At 29.0% G+C, this 7,602-nt stretch carries 5 protein-coding genes and 1 pseudogene; all 6 read left to right on the top strand.

Annotation, left to right across the window (positions count from 1 at the left end):
* The first annotated feature begins 179 nt into the window (after positions 1 to 179).
* Positions 180 to 1,544, top strand: a complete 1,365-nt coding sequence (locus NSA58_RS12575) for an MFS transporter (protein ID WP_074429583.1) — start codon at positions 180 to 182, stop codon at positions 1,542 to 1,544.
* A 27-nt stretch (positions 1,545 to 1,571) separates the two neighbouring features.
* Positions 1,572 to 2,333, top strand: coding sequence for an alpha/beta hydrolase (locus NSA58_RS12570; RefSeq protein WP_074429584.1), 762 nt, complete (start codon positions 1,572 to 1,574; stop codon positions 2,331 to 2,333).
* A gap of 21 nt (positions 2,334 to 2,354) precedes the next feature.
* Entirely contained in the window at positions 2,355 to 4,277 is a 1,923-nt protein-coding gene (gene bilR / locus NSA58_RS12565) for a bilirubin reductase, long form (protein WP_074080161.1), read from the top strand.
* Positions 4,278 to 4,988: 711 nt separating this feature from the next.
* Positions 4,989 to 5,732 carry a sulfite exporter TauE/SafE family protein gene (locus tag NSA58_RS12560; protein ID WP_074429585.1) on the top strand — a complete coding sequence of 248 codons (744 nt, stop codon included), beginning with the start codon at positions 4,989 to 4,991 and terminating at the stop codon, positions 5,730 to 5,732.
* A gap of 174 nt (positions 5,733 to 5,906) precedes the next feature.
* Complete coding sequence (locus NSA58_RS12555; protein ID WP_257560518.1) at positions 5,907 to 6,080, top strand: hypothetical protein; 174 nt, start codon at positions 5,907 to 5,909, stop codon at positions 6,078 to 6,080.
* Positions 6,081 to 6,435: 355 nt separating this feature from the next.
* Positions 6,436 to 7,602 (top strand): annotated as a pseudogene (locus tag NSA58_RS12550) (IS256 family transposase); the annotation flags it as partial.

Raw genomic sequence — 7,602 nt, 5'->3', positions numbered from 1 at the left:
AGCATTAATCCCCACCCTTTTTATATTTTAGTCAATACATCAATTTTTGTTAATATTATATCAATATATGAATATAATTTTATTTTACAATATGACATAATAAAATTACAGATAAATCTTATAACTTTATTAAATTTATTTGTGATAATTTTATTTAACTATAATTAAGGAGGCAACTTATGCAAAGGTTTTCAATGAAGGACAAGATAGGGTATACCCTGGGTGATTTGGGGTGTTGTTGTACAGAACAGTTTAGAGCTATGTTTTTAACAGTATTTTATACATTAGTTTTAAAAGTAAATCCTATACATGTAGGTACAATTATGCTAATAACTAAATTTTGGGATGCTATTAATGATCCTATAATCGGAGCAATTATAGAGTCTCGCAAAGCAAAACCTGGTAAAAAATTCATACCTTGGATTCGCGCATTTTCAATACCATGTGCAATACTAATGTGTATTGGATTTATAAATGTTTCTAATTTAGATTATGGTTTAAGATTAGCTTATATTTTAATTACTTATGTTTTATATGAAGCTATGTATACTTGTGTAAATGTTCCATTTGGATCATTATCAAGTGTTATGACAGACGATGTTGACCACCGTACAGATTTATCAAGATATAGAAGTTTAGGTGGAACTATATTTATGACTGTTATAGTTATTGTTGGACCACTATTCTTATATAAAGATAATGTACCTGTTCCTTCAAACTTTTTACTATTAGCTATTATTTGTGCTTGTGTAAGCGTTTTCTGTTTACAAGTTACATCTGTATGGTGTAAAGAACGTGTTGAATTACCTCATGTAGAAAATGAGAAATTTAATTATTTTGAAGTATTAAAAAACATTTCAAAAAATAGAGCTTTATTTGGCGTTATAATTGCTAGTTTGGTTGGTATGATATCAGCTAGTGTTGTTAATGGATTAAATACTTATTTATTTAAAGATTATTTTGGAAATGTACAAATAATGGCTGTGTCAGGAATGTTGAGTACAATTTATTCAATAATCACATTTGTTGGAACTAAATTTGTTGCTAATAAATTTGGTAAAAAAGAATGGTGTATGTATGGTGCTGGTTTTGCTGCAATAGTATATGGAGTTTTATTTTTCTTCCCAATAGATAATCCAATGATGTTTATAGTAATCAATGGTGTTTGCTATATAGGCGCTTCTGGTTTCCAAATACTAATTTGGGCTATGGTAAATGATTCAATAGATTATCAAGAGTTAAAAACAGGAACTCGTAATGAAAGTATGATTTACTCTACATATTCATTTTTTAGAAAGCTTGCTGCTGCTTTAAGTGCAAGTTTAAGTAGTTTTATACTTGCATTTATAGGATACAATGTACATGCTTCAACTCAAACTGCAGAAGTTGTTTCGAATCTTTGGAAAGCGTATACAGGGATTTATTCAGTAGGGTACATAATAGCAATATTAGCCTTATTCTTTATATATCCATTAACTAAGAGAAAAACTCAAGAAATGTTAGAAGAATTATCAATTAGGAGAAAAGATATGAAAAATGTTTAAAATATAGAAAGTTATAGGAGAACAGAAATGGTTAAATTAATAGAAATAAAAAATAGAAAAAATAAAATATTAAGAGGGGTACTTACTCTTCCTGATAATATAGAAAATCCTCTCATAGTGCTAAATCTGCATGGATTTGGAGGTAGTATGTCAGGCTACAAGTATGCACATACTCATTTGTCCAGAGTACTTGAATCTAATGGTTTTGGTTGTGCTAGGTTTGATTTTTATGGTTGTGGAGAAAGTGATGGAGAATTTGAAGAAATGACTTTCACTGGACTTATAGAAGATGCCATAGATATGTACAACTATCTAGTTGATTGTAAATTAACAACTGCTGACAGGATAATATTATCTGGTCATAGTATGGGTGGATATGTAGCTTCTTGTGTAGCTCCAAAGTTGCAACCTATAGGTCTAATTCTTATGTGCCCTGGTGGTGGTATGTGGTATGGTTGTAAAGAGCGTGCTGATGGATTAAAGGCACAATCTATGCAATATGCTGATATGGAAGGTTTAAAATTTAATATTGATTTTAATTATGATTTATACAACTATGAGCCATTCTCTAATGCCATGGGTTATGATAAAAATGTTGTAATTATAAGAGGTACTGAAGATAAATTAGTTGATAATCGTGCTTGTCAGGCTTATTTAAATTGTTATAACAGTGACAAGTCAATCTATGTAGAAATTGAAGGCGGAGATCATAATTTCGCCAATATAAAATCTAAAAAAGAATGTGAAGATGCAATTATTAATTTTTGTAAATTGATTAATAGTAAATAAACTAATTAAGGAGGAATTAATATGAAACTTTTAGAAAACATCAATATAGGAAATATTACCCTAAAAAACAGAGTTATGTTTCCTCCGCTGACTACTGGCTATGAAGGTAGAGATGGTAGTTTAACTAAACAAAGTATTGAATTTTATGAAAGGTTAGCAAAAGGTGGTGTTTCATACATAGTAATTGGTGATGTTTCTCCAATTAATGGATTTACTTCTACACCAAAATTATATGACGATAGCCAAATAGATGGTTTCAAAAAACTATGTGATTCAATACATAAATATGATGCTAAGGTAGCTGCTCAGATATTTCATCCAGAGTATGACTGTGATGCTATAAATAAGATAGTTGCTACTGGTAATATGAAAGCTGTAAGAGAAAAACTACATCATGATATGCAACACTTTGTAAATGAGGTTAGTGAGGAAGGTCTAAGAGATATCATCGATAAGATGTGTAATTGTGCAATACGTGCTCAAAAAGCTGGTGTTGATATTATTCAAATACATGGAGACAGATTAGTAGGTTCATTATGTAGTACTATATTAAATAAAAGAAATGATAAATTTGGGGGAACTCTAGAAAACAGAACTAGATTTGCACTAGAACTTGTAAAAGCATTAAAAAAAGCTGTTCCTGATATGCCTATTGATTATAAATTTTCAGTTGTTACACCTGAAAGAGGTAAAGGTGGAATCGATCTAGATGAAGCACCTATATTTGCTAAATGGTTAGAAGAAGCTGGAGTAGATATGCTTCATGTTGCTCAGGCAAACCATACTGGTAATATGGCTGACACTATTCCTCCAATGGGTGTACAGCCTTATGGATTCTTTGTTGATATTGCTGCTCAAATAAAGAAATCAGTAAATATTCCAGTTAGTACTGTTGGTAGAATATTTAACCCTAAAATGGCAGAAAGTATCCTAGAAGCTGATAAGGCAGATATAATTGGACTTGGTAGAATTTTACTTGCAGATCCTGATTGGGTAAACAAAGTAAAAGAAAATAAATTTGAAGATATTCGCGAATGTATATCTTGTAATAAAGGATGTACTGACAATATTCAAAACCGTAAGTTTTTAAGCTGCATACTAAATGCCGAAAATGGATATGAAGGAACTAGAAAAATCACTGAAGCTGTAACTAAGAAAAAAGTTATAGTAGTAGGAGGAGGACCTGCAGGGCTTGAAGCAGCACGTGTAGCAAGCTTAAAAGGTCATAGTGTTACTTTATTTGATGAAAATACATATTTAGGAGGTCAGTTAAATTTAGCTTGTATTCCTCCTAGAAAAAATGAAATTCGAAGAGCTATCAGATTTTTAACACATTCTGTAACTTCTCAAAATGTAGATTTACGACTTGGAAAAAAAGCAACTCAAGAAGATATATTAACTTTAAATCCAGATGTTGTATTAGTCGCAGTAGGGTCAAGTAATTTTATACCAAGTATAGATGGCTATAATAAGCAAATGGTATGCGATTCATGGAAGATCCTAAATGGTGAACAACAAGTATTTGGCAATATTGCTGTTATTGGCGGTGGTATGGTAGGTTGTGAAGTAGCTGAGCACTTATGCCTTCAAGAAGGAAATAAAGTTTCTATAATTGAAATGGATAATAGTATAGCTAAGGGTGAAAGTAGCACTATACTTCCAACTTTAATGGAGAATTTTACTAGAAACAATGTTAAAATCTACACTAATCATAAAGTAAACAAAATAGATAAAGAATGTATAATTTGTGAAAACAATAATAATGAAATAAAAATACCTTGTGATTACGTAGTTATGGCAGTTGGTGCTAGACCTAATAGCTTTGATGTTGATAAATTATTAGAAAATAATGTTAAAGTTGTTAAAATAGGTGATTGTAAAGATAGAGCAGCTGATATTGAAAATGCAATTAAAACTGCTTATGATGCTGCTAACGAAATATAAATTGCCCACTTTTTCATTATATTCTTATTTGCTGTGAAGACTAGATAAAATAAAAAGAAATTCTAAAAACACACATAAATAAAATACTAAGAGAAAGATATGACAATACATAATATATAGTAAGAAAATTATAGATATATATGACTGGAAAAGTGTATTATATTTAATAATTTACTTTTTTAGGACTATAAAGATAAAAGGTTTGAGAATTGATTTTCTCAAACCTTTTATAAGAGGTCTTTTGGGGTTAATTAATGGACATTTTACGACTTCTTCAAGCTAAGCATTGATAACTCTGTTGTTACCTAGATAAGATACACCTATAGATTTTAGACATTTACTTCTTTGGAATGCCATTACTTTAGACATGGCTTGCATACCTACTATTTCCTACTGATATATCATACCAAGTCTTCTTTGAACTTTAACAACTCGAAGTCTCATGGTTCCTTTTATTTTGCTATTTAGCCCATAATCAGGAAAAAAAAGTTAAAATAAATAAGATAAATGTAAATTTGAATATTATGAATATTATAATATTTAGAATAAATAGTGGTGAACCATATCATAAATAAGTGGTGCGGTTTTTATTATTATAGGAATTTTCAGTTTAAACTTATTAAATAATAGATTCATATGGATTTTATAAAATATGATATAATTATTTAACCTATTGATATTAAATAAAAAATCAGAAAGGAATTATTCATCATGTTGTTAAACAGTATTTTATTTATATTGGTAGTATGCTCTGCGTACTTTATAGAAGGAATAATTGGATTTGGAGCGACAGTTATAGCAATACCTTTTATAACATCTATATTTAGTATAAAAGTTGCAGTGCCTGCAATTACAGCTATAGTATTTTTTGCAGCTTCAAGAATTGCTATAAAAAATAAAGAATATATTAATTTTAAAGAATATAAAAAGATGATCATCCCTATGTTTATAGGTCTACCATTTGGATTTTTAATGTTTAATTATTTACCTGAAAAGATGTTAAAAAGTTTATTGGGCTTATTTATTATTGCCGTATCAGTAAAAGAATTATATTTGTTAAATGGGAAAAGTTTAGATGAAAATGCTTTAGAGTTTGAAGAAAATAATAGTTTTAAAGACAAAATAATATTGTTTTTAGGTGGAATAATGCATGGAGCTTTTGCATCAGGAGGACCTTTTGTGATTATATATGCTTCTTCAAAGCTCAAGAATAAGCATACTTTTAGAGCAACTCTAGCTTTATGCTGGACAACTTTAAATGCATTTATGACTGCTAAAAATATTGCTTTTGGGGCAATAAATTTAAATGTAATATTATTGGTAGCTGTTACTGTACCTTTTGTATTTGCAACTATTATACTTAGTAATAAGGTTCATTCAAAGATTGATTCCAAATATTTCTCAAAATTTGTTTATATAATACTTATAATATCAGGACTATTAATGTTTAGATAAGTAAAATAACTATACATAAATTTAGAAAATACACTTATAATTAAGATTCAATGTAAGGCAAGACTGGGGAAAGAAAAGAAGAAAAAACATAAATGAAAATCCAATATTAGTAGATGGAATACATGAACCGATAATTGACGTGGAAAACTAAAATGTCCAGCCTGTTAAGTGAGTATGACTATAAGTAGATCAACTACTAAAAGATCAGATGGAAGTAAAAGAGTAATAGAAATATACAGTTGGGGAAACTGGAAGAATAAAGAGACAGCTGTATGTAATGCTAATGTAATAAGAGTAGAAAAAGCTAATATAAATACTTCATCTAGCTTGTTTTGTGTTCAAGAATAAGGATGAAAAACATAGAAAAAGCAGTATATAAACTTACATAAAAGTAAGTTATATACTGATTTTATATTATATACTATTTTACTATCGGTAGTTTTACGATTAATGGTACAGTTGCATCAGAGTATTTATATGAAGACATAAAAAAGATGGAGTTGCTAGTCCTTACGTTTATTTAGGGCAAGGTGATATTGTGAGTCATTTTGTTAGCAAGTCAATAACTATTATAGGTTTACTGTTTAATTACACGGGAGTATAGGTAGATTTGAAATAATATTCATAAAAAATTAGGAGAGTTTTAAATGAATTTCAATTACCAAATATAAATTATCAAGAAGAATTAGCCAAGTGTAAAACAATGGATGACTTAACTGGTAAAAATGGACTTATGAAAAAAATTAATACAAGATATGATGCAGCACTTACTAGAAGTTGAAATGGAAGAACATTTAGGTAGACAAAAATATGAAAGAAATGATGATATTGATAAAAACTACAGAAAAGGGCATAGCTCTAAAAATGTTAGAATAAGTTATGGACATGTAAATATTAGTGTACCAAGAGATAGAAATGCAGAGTTTGAACCCAAGGTTATCAAAAAATATGAAACTGTCTGCAATGACTTAAATAACAAAGTAATAAGCTTATATGCTAGAGGTTTGACTGTTAGTGATATAAGGGTGGAACTTGGAGACTTATATGGGATAGATATATCAGAATCCATGGTTTTAAAAATTACAGATAAGGTTATGGCTAACGCTGATGAATGGCAAAATAGAATGCTTGATTCAGTTTATCCAATAGTATTTATGGATGACATACACTATAAAGTCAGACAAGATGGAAAAATTATAAATAAGGCTGCTTATGTATGGGAATTAATATGGAAGGGTAGAAAGATATTTTAGGTATTTGGATTGGTGAAAATGAAAGTGATAAATTTTGGTTATCAGTATGTAACAACTTAAAAAATAGGGGTGTAAGCAAGATATTAATATCATGCATGAATGGCTTAAAAGGATTACCAGAAGCAATTTTATCAGTTTATCCTAAGGTTAAAATACAATCTTGTATTATTCATCAAATTAGAAATTCAATAAAATATATAGCATTCAAAGACTCTAAAGAATTTATGAAAGATTTAAAATGTGTATATAAAGACGTTACAGAGGAATCTGCACTTCAATATTTAGATATATTATCCGAAAAGTGGAGGAGTAAATAAAAAATAGTAATTGATTCATGGTATAACAATTGGGATAAGTTATCCACATACTTTGAATCTCCAGCTGAAATAAGAAAAATTATTTATACAACAAATGCATTGGAAGGTTTTAATAGACAGTTAAGAAAATATACAAAAAATAGAACTATATTTCAAACAGATGATTCTCTGAGAAAATCATTATACTTAGGGAAAGACTTAATCACTGTTAAATGGACTGCACCTACATCTAACTGGGGAGCTACACTTGCCTGCTTAGAAATAGTTTTATCAGAAGAATTATATCAAGATTTTAATATC

It is taken from the genome of Terrisporobacter muris (assembly GCF_024621905.1).
In the GTDB taxonomy this organism is placed as follows: domain Bacteria; phylum Bacillota; class Clostridia; order Peptostreptococcales; family Peptostreptococcaceae; genus Terrisporobacter; species Terrisporobacter muris.
This window is presented reverse-complemented; position numbering and strand designations above follow the sequence as displayed.